The sequence below is a fragment of the Sphingobium sp. JAI105 genome, from assembly GCF_015752145.1.
Classification (GTDB): domain Bacteria; phylum Pseudomonadota; class Alphaproteobacteria; order Sphingomonadales; family Sphingomonadaceae; genus Sphingobium; species Sphingobium xenophagum.
The window spans coordinates 756,606-774,326 of sequence record NZ_JADOUC010000002.1 but is presented as its reverse complement, the minus strand read 5'-3'; the positions used below and the strand labels follow the sequence as shown (position 1 = coordinate 774,326).

General features: G+C 57.0%; 16 protein-coding genes. 3 read left to right on the top strand and 13 right to left on the bottom strand.

Going from position 1 to position 17,721, the window contains the following annotated elements; all coding sequences use genetic code 11:
• Positions 1 to 178: 178 nt before the first annotated feature.
• From IWY39_RS21005 to IWY39_RS20995, 3 genes are all read right to left on the bottom strand, one after another.
• Positions 179 to 949, bottom strand: a complete 771-nt coding sequence (locus tag IWY39_RS21005; RefSeq protein ID WP_107126145.1) for an NUDIX hydrolase — start codon at positions 947 to 949, stop codon at positions 179 to 181.
• 436 nt (positions 950 to 1,385) lie between these two features.
• Positions 1,386 to 3,773: a TonB-dependent receptor gene (locus tag IWY39_RS21000; protein WP_107126144.1), complete on the bottom strand. Its 2,388-nt coding sequence runs from the start codon at positions 3,771 to 3,773 to the stop codon at positions 1,386 to 1,388.
• Between the two features lie 71 nt (positions 3,774 to 3,844).
• Entirely contained in the window at positions 3,845 to 4,276 is a 432-nt protein-coding gene (locus IWY39_RS20995) for a hypothetical protein (RefSeq protein WP_145169851.1), read from the bottom strand.
• Between the two features lie 468 nt (positions 4,277 to 4,744).
• Between IWY39_RS20995 and IWY39_RS20990 the strand changes: the two genes are divergently transcribed.
• The 3 genes from IWY39_RS20990 to IWY39_RS20980 all read left to right on the top strand — a co-directional run bounded on the left by IWY39_RS20990 (position 4,745) and on the right by IWY39_RS20980 (position 8,691).
• On the top strand, positions 4,745 to 5,614 hold the full coding sequence (locus tag IWY39_RS20990; protein WP_181316847.1) for a helix-turn-helix domain-containing protein: 870 nt from the start codon (positions 4,745 to 4,747) through the stop codon (positions 5,612 to 5,614).
• Positions 5,615 to 5,990: 376 nt separating this feature from the next.
• Entirely contained in the window at positions 5,991 to 7,589 is a 1,599-nt protein-coding gene (locus IWY39_RS20985) for an amidohydrolase (protein ID WP_107126141.1), read from the top strand.
• Positions 7,590 to 7,716: 127 nt separating this feature from the next.
• Positions 7,717 to 8,691: a CobW family GTP-binding protein gene (locus IWY39_RS20980; RefSeq protein WP_196871700.1), complete on the top strand. Its 975-nt coding sequence runs from the start codon at positions 7,717 to 7,719 to the stop codon at positions 8,689 to 8,691.
• 46 nt (positions 8,692 to 8,737) lie between these two features.
• Here IWY39_RS20980 and IWY39_RS20975 read toward each other — a convergent pair whose 3' ends face one another.
• The 10 genes from IWY39_RS20975 to IWY39_RS20930 all read right to left on the bottom strand — a co-directional run bounded on the left by IWY39_RS20975 (position 8,738) and on the right by IWY39_RS20930 (position 17,636).
• Positions 8,738 to 9,844 carry a class II histone deacetylase gene (locus tag IWY39_RS20975; RefSeq protein ID WP_107126139.1) on the bottom strand — a complete coding sequence of 369 codons (1,107 nt, stop codon included), beginning with the start codon at positions 9,842 to 9,844 and terminating at the stop codon, positions 8,738 to 8,740.
• Positions 9,845 to 9,988: 144 nt separating this feature from the next.
• Positions 9,989 to 10,765 carry an enoyl-CoA hydratase-related protein gene (locus IWY39_RS20970; RefSeq protein ID WP_229380772.1) on the bottom strand — a complete coding sequence of 259 codons (777 nt, stop codon included), beginning with the start codon at positions 10,763 to 10,765 and terminating at the stop codon, positions 9,989 to 9,991.
• A complete protein-coding gene (locus IWY39_RS20965; RefSeq protein WP_107126138.1) occupies positions 10,755 to 11,831 on the bottom strand; it encodes a 2Fe-2S iron-sulfur cluster-binding protein in 1,077 nt (358 codons plus the stop codon). Before IWY39_RS20965 ends, IWY39_RS20970 begins: the two co-directional genes overlap by 11 nt.
• An 11-nt stretch (positions 11,832 to 11,842) precedes the next feature.
• Complete coding sequence (paaD, locus tag IWY39_RS20960) at positions 11,843 to 12,328, bottom strand: 1,2-phenylacetyl-CoA epoxidase subunit PaaD (RefSeq protein ID WP_107126164.1); 486 nt, start codon at positions 12,326 to 12,328, stop codon at positions 11,843 to 11,845.
• Positions 12,329 to 12,336: 8 nt separating this feature from the next.
• Complete coding sequence (gene paaC, locus IWY39_RS20955) at positions 12,337 to 13,182, bottom strand: 1,2-phenylacetyl-CoA epoxidase subunit PaaC (RefSeq protein ID WP_107126137.1); 846 nt, start codon at positions 13,180 to 13,182, stop codon at positions 12,337 to 12,339.
• A complete protein-coding gene (paaB, locus tag IWY39_RS20950) occupies positions 13,182 to 13,484 on the bottom strand; it encodes a 1,2-phenylacetyl-CoA epoxidase subunit PaaB (RefSeq protein ID WP_107126136.1) in 303 nt (100 codons plus the stop codon). Before paaB ends, paaC begins: the two co-directional genes overlap by 1 nt.
• 22 nt (positions 13,485 to 13,506) lie before the next feature.
• Positions 13,507 to 14,496: a 1,2-phenylacetyl-CoA epoxidase subunit PaaA gene (paaA, locus tag IWY39_RS20945; RefSeq protein ID WP_107126135.1), complete on the bottom strand. Its 990-nt coding sequence runs from the start codon at positions 14,494 to 14,496 to the stop codon at positions 13,507 to 13,509.
• A gap of 61 nt (positions 14,497 to 14,557) precedes the next feature.
• Positions 14,558 to 15,760, bottom strand: coding sequence for a 3-oxoadipyl-CoA thiolase (gene pcaF / locus IWY39_RS20940; protein WP_107126134.1), 1,203 nt, complete (start codon positions 15,758 to 15,760; stop codon positions 14,558 to 14,560).
• A 2-nt stretch (positions 15,761 to 15,762) separates the two neighbouring features.
• Positions 15,763 to 16,191, bottom strand: coding sequence for a hydroxyphenylacetyl-CoA thioesterase PaaI (gene paaI / locus IWY39_RS20935; protein ID WP_107126133.1), 429 nt, complete (start codon positions 16,189 to 16,191; stop codon positions 15,763 to 15,765).
• A complete protein-coding gene (locus IWY39_RS20930) occupies positions 16,188 to 17,636 on the bottom strand; it encodes an FAD-dependent oxidoreductase (protein WP_107126132.1) in 1,449 nt (482 codons plus the stop codon). Before IWY39_RS20930 ends, paaI begins: the two co-directional genes overlap by 4 nt.
• Positions 17,637 to 17,721 lie beyond the last annotated feature (85 nt).

Here is a 17,721-nt window from a genome sequence, read left to right as displayed (position 1 = left end):
TCCACACCGTCGACCTTACGCCCAAATCCAGCGGTTCTTCGAGGTGTCCAGCTTCGTGGCCGAGCCAGTCGGAAACAAGCAGGAGCATGGGCGTCAGCAGCGCGCATAGGATGAGAACGCGCAGGACCAGAGAAGGGCGCGCATGTCCTAGGCGCAACGCGTAATGGATGCCGACAGTTCAGCCGCGCTGCACGTCCACCATGGGCTGCGACGTAACAGGATAACCGAGATGCGTTGGGATACACAAATGCTTCTCCCCGTCCCGCTCCTCCTGCCACGGTCTGATTTTTTCCACCGGATAGGCGGCGGCATGTTCGGCGAGCGCCTGCCACGAGGGGCAGAGTGCCAGTCGCTCGAGGTTTCGGCGCGTGGGATAAATAAGGCTTGCCCTACCTGCCTCGCACAACGCCAACGTGTCGGCCGCGCTGCTCCAGAGTAGACGGACATTCTCGGTCGTATCGACGCTTGCCACCTGTCCCTCGGGCGCGCGGGCGAGATAGAAGCGCGCATCAAACACGCGCATCGCCCGATCGGAGGGCGCGGGGTGCCAGCGGGCGAAGGGGATCAGCGCGGCGAGGTCGAGGCCGAGCTCCATCCGGTCGAGCAAGTCACCCAGTCCCTCCCCATTGTGAAGTCCGTCGCGTATCCGCCGCATCGCCGCAGCATCGGCCGGACCGGTAAGGCCAAGGCCGATGCCCGCTTCCTCAATAGTCTCGCGGATTGCTGCGATGCGTGCCGCCGCCTCGTCGATCGGTAACGGTCCGCCCAGCCTTGCAGCAAGGTCATGATCGCTCGCATCCAGCGCGCCGCCGGGAAAGACGAGAGCGCCGGCCGCAAACGCCATTTTCGACGATCGTTCGACCATGAGGATTTCGGGCGGCATGGCCGGCCGATCCTGCACCACGATCAACGTCGCGGCAGACCGGCTCGTATCTGTTTCATCTGCCATCTGAAAAACCTTCAGAACCCATCCCATGAGGAGTTGGGGCGCACTGCGGGGACCTTCCTCGACCAGCAAAGCTACGGCAACCCACCCTTCTCCCCTCCACCACGGCCAGCCGTGTAACGGCCTTCTGGTTACCAGACAACCGCCCGACACCTTCACCGCCATTGCCGCAGATGAGGCAATGGCAACAGAGGCTGTTGTTAAGGTCTCTGGCGTCAGCCTGGCCAATAATGTGTAGTCCTGATCGGTTGCCGATATCATCAACGGCAAGTTCGCTTTGTGGTGTACGCACGCCGGAACCTGCCGCCCGAAACGCGCAGTTCCCCAACGATGCTCCATTGCAAGCCTGCGGCACTCGCCAAGAACCACCGCAAGTTTATGGTCACCCTGGCAAACAAAGCCAGGGTGACCCCTTTTAAGCCGGCGGAGAGCGAAGACGCTACTGACGATAGGTCAACGTTAGTCCGATGGTCCGCGGTCGCATAATGATTCCGCGGAATAGGGGCGATGTCCGCGCCTCATGTGCCAGAGTGATGGGCTTGTCTGAATCAAACAGGTTGTTGACGAACATCGATGCGTCCAACGCCCCACTGATCAAACCTACCCGCAAATTGACAACGTTCGAAGAACGCAACCTGTAATAGTCCTGGTCATAGCTGATATTGTTAATGTTATTTCCAGCTACACGCCTCGGCTCACCCGACTGAAAGAGATAGTCGAGGTGGAGATACCCTGACTTATCGCCTGCAATTGGTATCGTATAATTGCCCGAAGCCGACACCTGCAGCGGCGGTCCCTGAACCCGGTCGCCAGCGCTGGCGACTGCCAAGCTGTTGGGCGAAGGAGATGGGCTGCCATAAACCGTATTGAGGAACTCGCCGTGAGTGTAAGCCACCGATACCGCCAAGTTAAGCGCGTCATTGGGACGCGCTTCAATCTGGAGATCCCCGCCACGAATTTTTGCCGAACCCAGATTGGCAACGAAATTGTCACCGCACCCTGCAAGCAGCACAGATTGCTGGATGTTCTTCCAGTCGATTTGGTACACGCTGGCGTTCACGCGAAACTTGCCGCCTGCAAAGCTATTCTTCGAGCCAATCTCGTAGCTCCAGACCGAGTCAGAGTTAAAGGTTTCCGGGTTGGTCTCTAGTCCAAGAGAGGCTAAATCACTCCGACACGTGTTGGGCAGCCGAGGATTATAGCCGCCGATGCGGAAGCCTTTTGCCGCAGTTAAATAGACATTGTTGTCCCGGTTGAAGTCGTAAACGAGACCGAACTTTGGCGTGATCGGATACTCATTTAAGGTGCCTGAGCTCGAGAGGGGTGTCGCCGATCCTACGACCGGGCCATATTTCGATGAGAAACCGTTGAACTTGGCATTTGCGTAGCGCAGTCCGGCGGTGAGCTTGAGCTGAGAGGTCAACTTGAAATCCACCTGGCCAAAGGCGGCAACCTGGCGATCAAGCGATTGATATGGGTCCTGAACATAGATGGAGTCCCCGTTGACCAGTCCGACGCCAAATATCGACGCAAAATCCAGACCAGTCACTTGGTTGAAGAAGCCCGGTAGAAATGCGGCCGGTACGTTCTGTGATGCGACCTGCTTGGCACGTTGATAGAACCCGCCTACGACCCATGTGAGCCGGTCGGAAAATTCGGAAGTAGACTGCAGCCTGACTTCCTGTGTGAAACTCTTCTGACGATTGTAGAACTCAGAATTGCTGAACGCGCCTTCCGGGAAATAGGGCGTGCCTACAAACAAGGCACTGTCATAGGTGGTATAGTCACTTGTCGCATGCTGACGACGGCTGAGATAGGACGAACTTGAGATGAGCGATACTGGGCCCAATTCAGCTTCGATTTTCAAGCTCGGAAGGATGAAACGGTCCCGATTGGGTGACGCGATCGCATTCCCGCTCCTGTAGGCCCTTTTTGACGGGTCGCTCAACTGAGCCCAGTACGTATCGGAATCGCGTTGAAGCAATTTCTGAAAGTATATGGAGGGTGTGATCGACACATCTTCTGAAGGTTTGATAAAGAGTGCCGCACGAGCCACAGTGACGTCGCCACTGTTGGCATTCTTATCGACCAGCGCGCCAGTGATATAGTTTACGCGGTCGACGTAGCCGCCGGTGCGCCGATGGGACACAGATAGGCGGATCCCCACCTTGTCCTCGACAAGTGGTACTCCTAGTGCTGCACCCGCCTCCCAGCTTGGTGCCCCCCCCTGCGTGAAGCCGAGCTCGGCGCGGGTGTATAATTGGGTCTCGCTCAAACTCGGGGTTGGCAGCAAGAAGCGCACGGTACCGCCTTCTGAACCGGCCCCGAAAAGCGTCCCTTGTGGTCCACGGAGGACCTCCACGCGTTCCAGATCGAAGATCTGAGGGTAAGCATTTCCCGAGCTGTATCCCAGATTGCGGATCTGGATAGGGGCATCATCAATATAGATGCCGGTTGTCCCCGCGCCTGAGTTGGAACTGACCCCGCGAATGGAAATGTTCGTGGTACTGTTTTGGGTTATGTTTGTTCTGCTGAAATTAAGACCAGGGGCGAACTTCGAAAGATCGTCAATACTCCTGACGCCGCGGCTATCGAGAGACTGGCGACCGAGCGCTGTGATACTGATCGGCACGTCCTGTACGGACTCAGTGCGCCGCTGTGCCGTTACGACGATGTCTTCACCCGGCGGGACGACGCTTGGGCCGGACAGGTCTGACTCATTAGAGGGCGGCGTATCCTGCGCCAAGGCGACGACCGACGTACTCGACAGGGCGAACGCAAGAAGTAAAGTCCTGCATTGATGATACCCGCGATAACTAATAGTCATTTTAAACCCCCTTCAATAGCTGCTATCTATTTATATTGTTTCGATGAGTAAATATCGCCACTTGAATTGCGTTATTGATCGGCTTCAATCATGTACGACATGGTAGCATTGACTTTCCACTCGCCGCTTTTTTTGGTCCAGCAGAACAGCACGTGGAATATCCAAGGCTTTTCCAGACTATTTCGTGGCTGAACTGGATAATAGACATAGTCCCATCCCTGATCGTCATTGACGAACGTCATCATCGACCTACATGAAACGAGATAGTTGGCCGTCACCTCTTCAAAGAATGGCCGCAATTCTTGTTCACCCCGTCGCTCGGGGTACCCCTGTCCCGTCCATAGGGCGTCGGGTGAGAAGAAGTGGTGGAAGAGAGGCTCTGCGTTCCGCTCTTCAAAGCATTTGCAATGCAGTGTGTACTTTTCCGCGAGCATGTTCTGGAACGAGGCGAGTTCACTCGTCGTCTGATTCATGGTTTTCTCCGCTGCAATCGTTGTAGTCATAATCTTCGAGGATCAACCGTATTGCGGCGCCATCCTGACCCGGACTGCCTGCTTCTTCGAAAGCATCGGTCCTGCTAAAATGATGGACTGAAACTGCATCCATACTGGCTGCCGGTCTTGCTCTGGCGTGCCAACGCTTGGATTCCGGTGCCAATTTGTATCAGGATCAGCGAACTTATGCCCCAGCCGCTGCACTGCGGGAACGCCCGCCGCCCCAAGTTCAAGCAGCAACACGTGCCCACTTGTAACTCGATTGTAATCGAATATTATCAAGTCGAGGCGCTGAGAATGAGGTCGCGAGAACCACGTCCAGCGTTCCGCGGGAGCACGAACACATAGACGACGCCAATAAGAGGGGCCGCAATGTCTATATCGAGCGGAAATTATCAGTCGGCTGGGAGGCACTCCATCGCGTGTTCACGCGACGGAGTCTTACGGTCGGATCCGGAAGGTCGCGTCGCATCCTTTATGTCGACGATGGAAGGAAAGTACGGCCACCATTCGGTTCAAGCGAAGGTATCGCGCATTCCCCCGCAGCTTGACCTGGCAAAATACGGCCCTTTTGACGTTGGTGTAGCGGTCGGTGGCGATCTCGCATGGCGGCGGTCAAACCATCAGCTCAAGGAAGAATGGCACGATAGCCTTTTCCTCCTGCTTCAACATCACGGACGGACGCGAGTTGATCATTGTCTCCAATCATCCGTCCTGCAAAGCAACGACCTGATGGTGGTACAGCCTGTAGGCGATTGCGCCTTCGAAATGGCAGGCGACAGCGCCATTGTTTCCCTGAACCTTCCGCGCGAATGGCTAGACGGCACGCATGCCGACCTTCTCTGTCTCGCCGGTAACCCCATAGATGGTTCACGCGGCATGGGCCGGGTACTTAGCACCACGCTTGGTTCACTCGCCAACGCCGACGCAAGTTTTGACGAGGAGGATAGGCTGGCGCTTTCCGAAGTGATCGTTGCTATTCTCGCCCGTTGTAAGAATGCCTCTTCGGGCATCACTGCGCCACGAAGCAGGTTGAGGCTTAATGATCTTAAGGGTTACGTCATAGAAAACATCCACGAACCGAGCATATCCCCCAAGATGCTGGCGAAAGTTGCTAACCTCTCTCTGCGACAACTTTATCGGCTTTTCGCTCAAGAAGGCATTGCGCCACAGGCGTGGGTATCCAATTTGCGTCTGGCTCAGGCGCATAAACAATTACAAAGTGCGGCACGCAGCTCTGTCACGGAAATTGCCTTTGCAGTGGGGTTCAATGACGCGGCCCATTTTTCTCGCGCTTTTCGCAAACGCTATGGGCTTACACCGTCGACAGTTCGCTCAAACTCCTGAGAGACAGGCGCACCCCTTTTCGCCAATCGCGAGCCGACGCGACGACGCGACGACGCGTCTCATTCGTTTAATTGAGGCCGCGCACTTTTTTTCCAAGTCAGCGCCAAAGCTATTTGCACGGTCTATCAAATCACGGCACGCACAGACAAGACTTTGCCGTCCTAGCAGCTAATTTCCACCCTGGCGGACGCCGCGGTGAGTGACAGATATCCCTGCTAACGAAGCGCTGACCGCTTTTTCCATCTTGCCCGTGATTTGGCGAAGGAAGTCGTGCGCATTCGTTTCCGGCAGTGGGCCGGCGGAGCCGGGGCGACCAACCAAGTTATAGGCTGCGCGCATCATCGCGATGCAATCGACTAAGATAGAGGATGCCCCCATGACCGAACATACCGAGACCCGTCGAGCCTTCATTAACGGGCACATATTTACGGCGGAGAATGGTCAGCCTTGGGCCGAAGCGGTCCTCATCGAGGATGGACTTTTCGTCGCGGTGGGGTCAAACGATGAAATTCGTGCACTGGCGCATAACGCAACCCTGCACGATCTCGGTGGTAAAATGGTCATGCCCGGTATCCATGACGCACACACCCACCTACTATTTAGCGGGTTGAAATTTCGCAGCGAATGCCGTCTTCGTGAAAATGCCGGACCGGATGAGATTGTCGACGATTTGTGCAGCTGTGATAGCTGTCTGGGTGGCAAACTAGGCGGCTGGATCGTAGGAGGCGAATTTAACCCCAACGTCTTCGAGGCTGGAAAACTGGACCGGAGCTTTCTGGATGCGGCATTTCCAGACACGCCTGTCTTCCTATATGAATATACCATCCATCATGGTCTGGCGAATTCGAAGGCGCTGGAACTTGCAGGGATCGACGCTTCAACGCTGGATCCCTGGGGCGGAAAATATGTTCGCCGTGAAGGGTCGAATGAACCGACCGGAGTCATGGTCGAGCGGGCAACATGGCCCGTCCAGCGTGCCATCCCGCGCTATTCCAACGACACCTATCGTGACGCCCTGGAGTGGGCGATAGCCGTCAATCACAAGATGGGCATAACTTCCGTTCAAGAAGCTTCCGCTTCGCACATCGAACTCGAGTTGCTAAATCAGTTGGACAGAGAAGGCGCGCTCAACATGCATATTGCCGCACATCTGGTGTGGCAGGAAGAAGGCTTTGGCGGGGGCGTCAGTTCAGAGGAACTTGATCAGCTGATAGTCGACCGCGCCGACTATGCGAGCGAGCATGTGAGGACTAACTTCGTGAAGTGCTGGCTGGACGGAGCCCCCCTACCGCCATTTTTCACGGAGGCGGGCCTAGATCCCGGCACCGGTAACGCCGACGCATCTTCGCTTCTAATTCCTGAAGACGAACTTGTTCAAGCATTGGCGGGTTTCGACCGCGCTGGACTGTCGCTCAAAATCCATTGTGCAGGCGAAGGCTCGGTGCGCGCCGCGTTGAATGCCGTGGAGAGGGTTCGTCAGCAAAATGGCCCAGGTGTCACACACGAGGTAGCTCACACGACCTTTTTTCATCCAGACGATCTAGCGCGGTTCGCTGCGAACAACGTTGTTGCAGAAATGTCCCCGGCCATATGGCATCTTAAGGGCCCGGAATTTGCTGGCCTGGCAAAAGGATATAAATTCGCGTCACTGCATAAGGCCGGCACCCACGTCACAATCGGTTCTGACTGGATCATCACGCCCGATCCCAACCTTTTCCCGGCCTTGCAAGGGGTGGTCGAGCGCGGCGAAGAAAGCGTCGACCTGGCGACGGCCCTGAAAATGATGACCATTGCAGGAGCGACCGCTGTAGGTATGGAGGAGCAGATCGGTTCTGTCAGTCCCGGAAAATCCGCTGATTTCATTGTTCTGGACCGAGACTTGTTCAGCATATCGTCGAGCGAGATTGGTGACACGAAGGTTTTGCTAACTGTCTTTGAAGGACGAACTGTCTTCGACCGCGGCAAGGAGGACTAAACGACAGCGCTGTTCGTTTCAAAGGCATGGTCGCCATGATGCCCCGCACGTTGCGTTGCGTAAGAACGGACAGCCACAGCTTAACGCGGAATGGCAATTTGGGGGTGCAATGATACCTATCATAGTCGTGACCGGCTTCCTGGGAGCCGGAAAAACTACTCTTCTTCACGAAATGCTGAAGGATGAAAGTTTTCATCGAAGTGCGATCATCGTCAACGAGGTAGGCGATATTGGATTTGATCGGGACGCCCTGCGAACGACCTCTACACCCGAGCCGACTCTGCTATCGGGCGGATGTGTATGTTGCGCAATGCGGCAAGATCTCGTTTATACACTGCGGGACCTGGTGCTGCGTCGTCGGAAGGGACTTGTCCCCGCCATCGACCAAATAATCGTAGAAACAACTGGAATTGCAGATCCCTCGAACATGCTTGCGCAGATCGCTGCGGACCCTTGGGCTCGATCCACCTTTGCGCCCGTGCGCGTGTTGACTGTCGTTGATGCCCTGAATGACGACACAACATGGGCCAATAACATTGAGGCAAGGAACCAGTTGGCCTTTGCCGACGCCGTCCATCTCAGCAAGTTGGACTTGATCGACGATCGCAAGCATGCCGCGTTGATCAAGAGCCTGGGTTTACGTGCCCCGTGGGCTGAGCGCCTCAGAGCAAATGATTTTGCGGGCTTGAAGGCGGCGCTGTTACAACAAACAGGTATGGCTAAATCATCCCCTCCACAACCCCGAAGGTGTTGCGATGGACATGAGGGTCACGCAATCAGCACCGCCAAGGTTGCCATTGAGTGCCGTATTGCTTGGGGAGATTTTAGCAGCGCCATTGACCGAACGGCGGCGCAGCACAAGCCTGACCTTTTGCGCTGCAAGGGCGTCGTGCGCGTGTCTGACGTGTCACAGCCGCTCTTAATCCAGTCGGTTCGCCACCGGTTTGCGCGGCCTGTGCCCTTCGAAGGCTACGACGACATAGGCTATCTGGCCATCATAGCGCGCGGCGACAAGGCAGCGCAAATCGCGGAAAGCTTGCGCGAGAACTTGGCGGCCGCCTTGATGAACAATGCACAGGTCATGACAGACGCGTCGACATAGGCTTTGCGCTTGAGCCCCGGCTCCAGGACGGAGCCGGGGTATGCACCTAGATGATGTCGAGCGCTTCCTTATATTCCGCAATCAGCTGCCGGTGGAACTCCAGGATGTGAGACCGGGGTTGTTGCAGCTGAAAGAACTCCAATTCAGGATCGACAACTTCGGTCGTTTCATCGGCGAGAGCTTCAAGAAGAGCGTGGCCGCAGAAGGGCACATAGGCTTCTGAATAACCGCCCTCATGAACGACCACCAATCGGCCATCGCTCAGTTCATCGGCCAATGTCATCATTACCTTCGTCATCTCCCGGTAGCTTTCGCTGTGCAGCATCATCCGCGCAAGCGGATCGACAGCACTGGCGTCAAGACCGCTTGCGACGACGATCAGATCGGGTCGATAGGCTCGTAGCGCTGGCGCGACGATCTGCTCGAGAGCGTGAAGATAGGTTTCATGACCGCTGCCCGGGGGCAGAGGAATATTGATGTTATGCCCATAACCTTGGGCCTCTCCACGATCCTCGATGCCGCTATATCCAGGAGGGAAACACCCATCCTGATGGAGGGAAATGGTGAGCACATCGCTACGATCGTAATAGATGCTTTGGGTCCCGTTCCCGTGATGAACGTCCCAATCCACAACTGCGACACGCGACACCTGCTTCTTTGCGAACGCAGCTTCGATGGCGATCGGAATGTTGGCTAGAAGACAAAAACCCATTGCCTGATCACGAAGACAATGATGCCCTGCCGGCCTGCAAAGAGCGTAGGCATTACGGGCGCGGCCACTCAACACATCGTCAACGGCTCGCTTGGCCAATCCCGCAGACATCGCTGCGATCTCGAAGCCGCCAATGCTGAAGGGAGCAAGCAATCCCACTTCGCCCCCTCCTGCAGCGCTGACCTCGCGGAAGCGCGATATATAGTCTTTCGTGTGCACACGGCACATATCTTCCGTAGTGACGGGTACAGCGCTCATGACATTGAGCTTGCCCGTCAATCCGGAAACTTGAGCAAGGTTTAGCAACCGGCGCTTTGAATCGGGAGTATCAGCACCATACGAACCGGTTGGGGGCTGCACCCATCGGTCAAGCGGCAGAAACAGGGACTGGACCCCTGTCGAGTGCCAGAACGTCCGTTCGTCCGTGTAAAAGTTTGTCATCCCGGTTGCTCCACAGGCTATGGCAGGAAGCGCCATATGAAAGTTCAACTCGGGCGTATCTTTGGCGCCAAACCTCTCCACCTGCTTGTCACAACCTGCCAAATTCTAGCATCTGTGTGCCAGACTCGGCCATCCCCACTCATGTCAGATGCCGCGCCACACAGCGGCGCGGCGCTCCTTGAATGCTGCGATGCCCTCTTGTTTGTCATCAGAGCTCAAAAGTTCCACGAAGCGCCTACGTTCGCGGCGCAGATGCTCATCTTCGGGCAATAATGACGCGTCTTTGATACTCGCCTTTGCAGCGGCCATCGCAAGAGGTGCGCGCGCCGCAATCTTGACCGCAAGCGCCCACCCTGTTGCATAAGCGTTGCCCGGATCGACAACGGAAGCGATCAGTCCAGCGTCGAAAGCCTGGTTCGCAGAGATAGTCTCGCCCGTCAGAACCATATGCATTGCGCGTGCACGCCCGATTAAACGCGTGAGCGTAGCCGTACCGCCCGCCCCCGGAATGATCCCAAGGTTGGTCTCAGGCTGACCAAAGCTTGCGCCTGCCCCGGCGACGACGATATCGCAGCATAATGCAAGTTCGCATCCAGCGCCCAGACACCATCCTTCAACCGTTCCGATAAGCGGTTTGGAAAACCCTCGAATTGCAGCCCAAGCTTGATAGCGCGGACTTTCGATAGGATCTGCGCTTGTCGCTTCAGCCAGTTCGTTGATATCCGCCCCAGCAGCGAACAGCGTGTCACTCCCCGTGATTATGACAGCCCGAATCTCCGCAGCGCCATCAGCCATCGTCAACTGTTCGGCAATTGCGGCCAGAAGAGACGTCGCTAGCGCATTGCGCCGGTCGGGCCGGTTCAAACGCAGCGTGAGAACATGATCATGCTGTTCAACCAGCAGGGCGGCTTCAGGCATCATAGTCCACCACGACGCCCTCGCCGACAGGCACCGACTGGCATGTAAGGATGTAGCCTGCGGCAACCTCCTCCTTACTTAATCCGTAGTTGGCAAGCATCTTCACCTCGCCAGACACCAGCTTAGCCCTGCAAGTAGCGCAGACCCCAGCCTTGCAGGCGTAAGGGGCCGAGAGGCCCGCGGCGCGCGCGCTATCCAATATGTTCCCCGCTGCAACGTCGAACGGAACGACGCGGCGGCGTCCATCGATGGCCACTTGCAGCGTCAGACCTTCGGCTTCGCGCGTTGCCTCCATCGCCGCTGCAGCGTCCGCGCCCGCAGGCCTGCCGACAGAGAAGCGCTCGACCAGGATGATGTCCGGGTTTACCCCGGCCTCTATCAACGCGGCCTCCGCCGCATCCATCATGAGCCCTGGGCCACAAATGAAAGCGGCATCGACTGAGGCAGGATCAACAACAGTCTCAAGCACCGTCGCAACCCGCTCCTGGTCAAGCCTGCCATTGAAAAGTTCGATCTCGTCCGCCTCGCCATCAAGGAAGTGATACACCTGGAAACGATCCAGATAACGATCCTTCAAAGCCGCAATGTCCTCGAGGAACATAACGGAGTTAGTCGTCCGATTGCCATAAAGAAGGATGAATTGGCTTTCCGGCTCAACAAGCAACCCGGTCTTCAAAAGCGACAGCACCGGAGTGATCCCGGAACCTGCAGCGAAAGCAACATAATTACGGCGCTGGCCCTGTTCGAAGTCCCAGGTGAAATGACCGCGCGGCGTCATCACGTCAATACGGTCACCCGGTTTGAGGTCATTGGCCGCCCAATTGGAAAACACGCCTCCTGTGACGCGCTTGATGGCAACACGTAGAAGGCGCTCTTGCGGAGAAACAAATAGCGAATAGTTCCGCCGCACGTCTTCGCCATCAATCATCGCCCGCAGTGTCAGATGCTGCCCCGGCTTGAACACGAAGTCCTTATCGTGCTCGGCATCAGGCTTCAATGTCAGCGCGATGGCGTCGCTGGTTTCCTCTGCGATATCGACGACCCGCAGGGAATGGAACTGGGTAGACATGATGGCACCTTTCAATGGCACTTGAATCGGTCGAACGGTTCGAGACAAGCGCGGCATTGCCATTGCGACTTGCAAGGCGTGGAACCAAACCGGCTAATTTCGCGCGTGTCTGTAGAGTTGCAGCGCGGACACGCCACTTTCTGTTCGGCTTGAAGCGAATGCGCTGCGGCACCCCGAGGCGGCGGCGCAATACCATATTCTCTCAATTGCTCCCGTCCCAGGTCGCTGATCCAGTCCGTCGTCCACGCGGGTGCCAGAGCAGTCCTGATCTGTACCGCTGAAAAGCCAGCGGCATCCAGAGCGCCTCTTACGGACGATTCGATCGCAACGGTGGCGGGACAGCCAGAATATGTAGGCGTAATGACAACGGCCGGCGGATCGCGTTCGATTCCCCGCACAATGCCAAGGTCTGTAACCGAGATCACAGGGATCTCAGGATCAGGAACCTTGCTAAGCGCGGCGAGGATTGCCGCCTCGTCTGCGGCGGAAAGACACATCGTTGTGTTCACCAGCGGGCGTCAGGGTAGGTCCGGGGCACATACTGCATGATTGCCAACAGATGTCCAAGATGCTCACTATGATGTCCCTTTCGACCGCCCAGCACTGCCCGCGGGTAAGTCGGCGATGGGAGCGATGCCGCAGCCATCGTGCGCTCTACCGCTGCGTCAAACGCCGGTCGCAAGGCGGCACGGTCCACAGCAATACTCTCGCCCGCCAGCGTCTGCTCGACATCGTCCATCTGGAACAATTCTTCCACGAAACGCCAATGCCAATCCAAGCCATCGATCATGCGTTGCCGGCTCTCATCCGTCCCATCGCCAAGACGAACGACCCAATCAGCAGACAGATCGACATGATAGCGCAGTTCCTTAATCGCCTTGGCAGCGATCGCTGCCAGCCGATCGTTGGAAGACGCCGCCAACTGCTCGTACAAGGCTACCTGAAAGGTCGTGAAGAGGAAATGCCGCGCGATAGTCTGGGCAAAGTCGCCATTGGGCTGCTCAACCATCAGGCAGTTCCGATAAGCGAGCACATCACGATGAAAAGCCAGCGCATCAGCGTCCCGGCCGCGTCCCTCTATCTCGCCTGCCAATTCCAGCAGGAGTGTGGCCTGCCCGATGAGATCCAAGGACAGATTGGCCAAGCTTAAGTCCACTTCGACTGAGGGCGCATGGCCGCACCACTCGGTCAAACGTTGACCCAGGATCAAGCTGTCGTCACCAAGTCGCAGCAGATATTCGACAAGAGCGGTCTCTGCGCGCGAGTCCGCCAGCGCGTCGAATTGGCCCTTCGTCGCAGCGCCTTCAGCAATAGCGACGTCTTCGGGTTGAATGGTTGGAAGCGAGGGCATCAGATGTGCTTCACAACGTCTGGGATGTCGTAGAAGGTGGGATGACGATATACCTTGCTGGACGCAGGTTCAAACATGGCCCCCGCTTGCGCGGGATCGGATGCAACTATATCGCTCGACTTTGCCACCCACAAGCTCACACCCTCCATTCGCCGCGTATAGGTGTCACGCGCATGCCGCAGCGCCATTTCGCCGTCGGACGCATGAACAGAACCCACGTGCTTGTGACTCAAGCCCCCGCGCGATCGAAGAAAAACTTCCCAAAGTGGCCAGTCGCGGCCAGCCTGCCGTGCATTATTCATATTCTGTCCTCCTGGCGCGCGCTTAAGCCGCGCGCCGCTGTGCCTGCTTGGCTTCGTAGGCGCTGGCCGCCTCGCGAACCCAGGCCCCTTCATCCCAAGCCTTACGGCGTGCCTGCATGCGTTCTTTGGCGACAGGCCCCTCCCCGCGCACGACTGCATAAAATTCATCCCAGTCGATCGCACCGAAGTCGTACCGCCCTTCCGCTTCATTCCAGCGAAGATCAGGATCCGGAACGGAAAGCCCCAAATACTCAACTTGGGGAACGGTCGTATCAACAAACTTCTGCCGAAGCTCGTCATTGGTGTCACGTTTGATCCGCCACCGCATCGACTGCGCCGTGTTCGGCGAGTTATCATCCGGCGGACCGAACATCATCAACGCTGGCCACCACCAGCGATCAAGTGCATCCTGCGCCATGGCTTTTTGGTCAGGCGTTCCCGACGATAGCTGCATCATGATCTCGAAACCCTGACGCTGGTGAAAGCTCTCTTCCTTGCAAACGCGAACCATGGCGCGCGCATAGGGACCATAAGATGTCCGCTGGAGCGGGACCTGATTCATGATGGCGGCACCATCCACGAGCCATCCAATTGCCCCCATGTCAGCCCAGGTCAACGTGGGGTAGTTGAAGATTGTACTGTATTTCGACTTACCGGAGTGCAAATCTGCGATCATCTCCTCGCGACTCACCCCGAGCGTTTCCGCCGCGCAATAGAGGTATAGGCCGTGACCGGCCTCATCCTGTACCTTGGCAATCGCTACTTGCTTTCGACGAAGAGATGGCGCTCGTGTGAGCCAATTGCCTTCCGGCAGCATGCCCACAATCTCACTATGCGCATGCTGTGAAATCTGCCTCACGAGCGTCTTGCGATAGGCTGCTGGCATCCAATCTTTCGGTTCGATAAATTCGTCAGCAGCGACACGCGCCTCAAACGCTGCAAGCAGCTCCGCAGGCTCACTTTCGGCAAGCGCCAACGGCGTTACAGTCTTGTCGAATTCGGTCGTGTACATAAGCGTTACTCCGTTTCCCGACTCGTTTATAATAGCCCGACCGATCGGTCAATTAATTTCGTCAGACCCGTTCGATTGCGAGCGCAATCCCCTGACCCACGCCGATACACATTGTGCACAGTGCTCGTGTGGCGCCACGGCGATGCAATTCTTCCGTTGCCGTAAGTGCCAACCGTGCGCCCGACATGCCCAACGGATGACCCAGTGCAATGGCTCCCCCATTTGGATTGACGTGCTCTGCGTTGTCAGGCAGGCCCAAACGACGCAAAACAGCGAGGCCTTGGCTGGCAAAAGCTTCATTGAGCTCGATAACGTCGAAATTAGCAATCGAGAAACCCAGGCGCGCCATCAGCCTTTCTGTCGCTGGAGCGGGTCCGATCCCCATGATGCGCGGCTCGACACCGGCTACAGCTCCGCCCAGGATACGAGCGCGCGGCGTCAAGCCATGCCGCCTGATTGCAACCTCGCTTGCGATGATCAGGGCAGCTGCCCCGTCATTAACCCCGGAAGCATTACCAGCCGTAACTGTCCCGTCGGGACGCGCGATCGGCTTGAGCCGCTGAAGAGTCTCCATATCGGTGACCCGTGGGTGCTCATCGCGATTGACCTGCACCGCATCGCCCTTCTTTTGAGGGATGGCGACGGCCACAATCTCGGCGGCCAGCCTTCCGCTATCCTGTGCGGCGGCCGCCCGACGCTGACTCTCGACCGCGAAACGATCTTGGTCTTCACGCGAGATGTTGAATTGCTGAGCAACGTTTTCCGCCGTTTCAGGCATTGAATCTATGCCATATCGTGCCTTCAGAGCCTTGTTCACGAAACGCCAACCAATGGTTGTGTCATATACCGCATTTGTGCGCGAAAAGGCAGCTTCCGCCTTGGGCATGACGAACGGCGCGCGCGACATGCTTTCCACGCCCCCCGCGACGATCAGGTCCGCGTCTCCCGAGCGGATCGCTCGTGCCGCCATTGCGGTTGCATCCAGCCCTGACCCGCATAGACGATTGATCGTCGTCCCCGGCGCCTCTTCTCCAAGTCCTGCGAGCAGAGCGGCCATCCGGGCGACGTTTCGGTTGTCCTCTCCGGCCTGGTTAGCACAGCCCATTATGACATCATCAATGATGCTCCAGTCCACGCCGCCGTTTCGCTCGCGAAGCGCTGCCAGCGGAACTGCTCCCAAATCGTCAGCGCGCACGGATGCCAGTGAACCCCCGTACCGTCCAATCGGGGTCCGAACGGCATCACAAATAAAAGCTTCAAACATTTTCAGGCCTCATGATGAAGAGCCGAGCCGCCAATACTTCTGGACAGCCCGTGAAAGGTGGCGATGTCGCGGCCGTCGCTCGTGGTGACGACAACCGAATAGCTTCCGCTCCGGCCGGCAATCATAATTTCGGAAGCTTCTGCGACAAGAATTTCGTTTTCTCGGGGACCGGCCAGAAATGAGATAGACGCCCCCTGCGCGACAGTGGCCACATCGCGGGAATTGCAGGCATAAGCGAATGCACTATCCGCAATTGTAAATATGATACCTCCGTGGGCAGTTCCATAGCCATTGAGCATATCCGCTCGGACGGTCATGCGAATACGGGCGTAACCAATGCGGGCTTCCTCGAGTTCGATCCCCAGCGCCTTGGCAATGCCCTCACGGGCCATCATCGCCAATGCGATTTCCCTTGCGCGATCATCTGTCATGCGCGGGCTAGCCACTTGGCAGGCAAATAGAGATTGTCTCCAGACGCTGTCGCGATATTTGTCAGCGCGAGCGCGACCCGGTCAAATCCGGCGCGTTCTGCCCAATGCAACGGACCTTCGGGGTGATTTGCTCCGTAGGTCATGGCCTCGTCGATAGCGGCCACTCCCGCAACATCGTCCTCAACCGCATCTGCAGCGGCATTGGCGAGTTGCGCGAGCGTCCGGAGCACGATCATACCGGGGCGGTCGGGAAGGAGCAGCGTAGAACGACCAGTAGCCTGAACTAGACCTGCAACCTTCGACGCAGCATTATCGTCCCGCGCCGTGATCACGATCGTATTCGTAATGCCAAAGTCGCGTGACACGTCGGCAAGAGCGTCGACATCGTCACGGACGGCGAGAGGACGTCCATCGGTCATTGCCAGCCGAACATCATCGACTTCGACTATGCCAAAAGGAAGGTCAGGGTCATCGTGGCACACCAGCCCAGCTTCACGAAACAATTTTACCGAAGTCCCGCCGGCCGCCGACACACGTATGGAGGAAGGCGCTGGTGCTGATGTCGCAAACGCCGGCGAAGGACGTTGACCAACTTTATAAACGCCCTCTCTGGACTTTCTTCCGAGCTTGCCGGCATCGACCAATGCACGCTGGGTCGGCTGCAACCGAAAACGCGTGCGGCCATCGTAAGCATCGAACACCGAGGCAGCGACTGCATAGTTGACGTCATGGCCGATCAGATCAGCCAGCGACAGCGGCCCCATGCGAAAGCCGCCGCAGGAGGTCAACGCATGATCTATGATGTCAGGGGCAATGCCTTCTTCGAACGCTGCAAAGCCCTCAGCATAATAAGGCCGCGCAACTCGATTGACGATGAACCCTGGAACGTCACGAACCAGCACAGGGCGCTTCCCCCATGCACGCATAAGCGCCATTGCAGCATCGACCACCTCTGGTGAGGTCCTCGAGCCAGGAACCACTTCGACCAGCTGCATAAGAGACGCCGGATTGAAGAAGTGTAGACCAATGAACCGCTCCGGGTAAGGTACCGACGCTGCAATCTGATCAATGGAAAGCGAAGACGTATTACTCGCCAAGACAGCATCATTTGCAACACGGTCCGACACGGCGGCGAAGAGTGCCGCCTTTGCCTTCTCATCCTCGATAATGGCTTCGATCACGAGCTTGGTATCTACGATATCGTCAATTGAAGTGGTCCAGATAATCCGGCTCGCTACAGCAGCAGCTTCGTCTGCATTCATCAAGCCACGCGTGACGGACGCCGTCAGGGCTTTTGTAACGCCCGCACTGCCATTCAGGAGCGCTCGCTCATTGGCATCGACGACCGTCACCCGATGTCCCGATAGGGCAGCGACCTGCGCGATCCCGGCTCCCATTGTACCAGCACCGATCACGGCGACGCGTGCATTGTTATCCATCATCATAGGGGCATATCTATACGCAACAATTTCTCTTGCCAATAGCCGTCTGACCGGGCAGTCTATTAATTCAACGGCACGGAGAGGCAGT

Excerpts from the sequence above, each read along its gene's own strand:
- IWY39_RS21005 (WP_107126145.1), bottom strand. The coding sequence starts at position 949 with ATGGCAGATGAAACAGATACGAGCCGGTCTGCCGCGACGTTGATCGTG.
- IWY39_RS21000 (WP_107126144.1), bottom strand. The coding sequence starts at position 3,773 with ATGACTATTAGTTATCGCGGGTATCATCAATGCAGGACTTTACTTCTT.
- IWY39_RS20995 (WP_145169851.1), bottom strand. The coding sequence starts at position 4,276 with ATGACTACAACGATTGCAGCGGAGAAAACCATGAATCAGACGACGAGT.
- IWY39_RS20990 (WP_181316847.1), top strand. The coding sequence starts at position 4,745 with ATGTCGACGATGGAAGGAAAGTACGGCCACCATTCGGTTCAAGCGAAG.
- IWY39_RS20985 (WP_107126141.1), top strand. The coding sequence starts at position 5,991 with ATGACCGAACATACCGAGACCCGTCGAGCCTTCATTAACGGGCACATA.
- IWY39_RS20975 (WP_107126139.1), bottom strand. The coding sequence starts at position 9,844 with ATGACAAACTTTTACACGGACGAACGGACGTTCTGGCACTCGACAGGG.
- IWY39_RS20970 (WP_229380772.1), bottom strand. The coding sequence starts at position 10,765 with ATGATGCCTGAAGCCGCCCTGCTGGTTGAACAGCATGATCATGTTCTC.
- IWY39_RS20965 (WP_107126138.1), bottom strand. The coding sequence starts at position 11,831 with ATGTCTACCCAGTTCCATTCCCTGCGGGTCGTCGATATCGCAGAGGAA.
- paaD (WP_107126164.1), bottom strand. The coding sequence starts at position 12,328 with ATGTGTCTTTCCGCCGCAGACGAGGCGGCAATCCTCGCCGCGCTTAGC.
- paaC (WP_107126137.1), bottom strand. The coding sequence starts at position 13,182 with ATGCCCTCGCTTCCAACCATTCAACCCGAAGACGTCGCTATTGCTGAA.
- paaB (WP_107126136.1), bottom strand. The coding sequence starts at position 13,484 with ATGAATAATGCACGGCAGGCTGGCCGCGACTGGCCACTTTGGGAAGTT.
- paaA (WP_107126135.1), bottom strand. The coding sequence starts at position 14,496 with ATGTACACGACCGAATTCGACAAGACTGTAACGCCGTTGGCGCTTGCC.
- pcaF (WP_107126134.1), bottom strand. The coding sequence starts at position 15,760 with ATGTTTGAAGCTTTTATTTGTGATGCCGTTCGGACCCCGATTGGACGG.
- paaI (WP_107126133.1), bottom strand. The coding sequence starts at position 16,191 with ATGACAGATGATCGCGCAAGGGAAATCGCATTGGCGATGATGGCCCGT.
- IWY39_RS20930 (WP_107126132.1), bottom strand. The coding sequence starts at position 17,636 with ATGATGATGGATAACAATGCACGCGTCGCCGTGATCGGTGCTGGTACA.